Annotated in this window: 1 rRNA gene; it reads right to left on the bottom strand. The window is 52.4% G+C overall.

Annotation, left to right across the window (positions count from 1 at the left end):
• Positions 1 to 1,218: ribosomal RNA gene (locus tag AB5150_RS15665) — 23S ribosomal RNA — on the bottom strand; the annotation flags it as partial.

Here is a 1,218-nt window from a genome sequence, read left to right as displayed (position 1 = left end):
AAGCCTATCAACCTTGTAGTCTTCAAGGGGTCTTACTCCGAAGATGGGATATCTTATCTTGAGGGGGGCTTCACGCTTAGATGCCTTCAGCGTTTATCCCTGCCAAACTTGGCTACTCTGCCATGCCTTTGGTAAAACAACAGATACACCAGAGGTTTGTCCATCCCGGTCCTCTCGTACTAAGGACAGCTCCTCTCAAATATCCTACGCCCACGCCGGATAGGGACCGAACTGTCTCACGACGTTCTGAACCCAGCTCGCGTACCGCTTTAATGGGCGAACAGCCCAACCCTTGGAACCTGCTACAGCTCCAGGATGCGATGAGCCGACATCGAGGTGCCAAACCACTCCGTCGATGTGAACTCTTGGGAGTGATAAGCCTGTTATCCCCAGGGTAGCTTTTATCCGTTGAGCGATGGCAATCCCACTTTATACCACCGGATCACTAAGTCCTACTTTCGTATCTGCTCCACCCGTCGGTGTCGCAGTCAAGCTCCCTTCTGCCTTTGCACTCTTCGAACGGTTTCCAACCGTTCTGAGGGAACCTTTGAGCGCCTCCGATACTCTTTCGGAGGCGACCGCCCCAGTCAAACTCCCCGTCAGACATTGTCCCCCAGCCGGGTTACGGCTGCAGGTTAGAAACCCAGTACTGTAAGGGTGGTATCCCAAGGTTGGCTCCATGGCAACTGGCGTCACCATTTCCTAGCCTCCCACCTATCCTGTACAGACAGTACCGAATCCCAGTATCAAACTGGAGTAAAGCTCCATGGGGTCTTTCCGTCCTGGCGCAGGTAACCAGCATCTTCACTGGTATTTCAATTTCACCGGGTGTGTTGTTGAGACAGTGCCCAAATCATTACGCCTTTCGTGCGGGTCGGAACTTACCCGACAAGGAATTTCGCTACCTTAGGACCGTTATAGTTACGGCCGCCGTTTACTGGGGCTTAAATTCAAAGCTTCGATTGCTCTAACCTCTCCTCTTAACCTTCCAGCACCGGGCAGGCGTCAGCCCATATACCTCACCTTTCGGTTTTGCATAGACCTGTGTTTTTGCTAAACAGTTGCTTGGGCCATTTCTCTGCGGCCACATCTCTGTGGCACTCCTTCTCCCGAAGTTACGGAGTCATTTTGCCGAGTTCCTTAACAACACTTCTCCCGCCGGCCTTAGGATTCTCTCCTCATCCACCTGTGTCGGTTTACGGTACGGGTACTTATGAA

Source organism: Coprococcus sp. RTP21281st1_F1_RTP21281_210402 (assembly GCF_040915325.1).
Taxonomy (GTDB): Bacteria; Bacillota; Clostridia; order Lachnospirales; family Lachnospiraceae; genus Coprococcus; species Coprococcus aceti.
The sequence above is the reverse complement of the archived record's forward strand: the minus strand, read 5'-3'. Positions and strand labels throughout refer to the sequence as shown.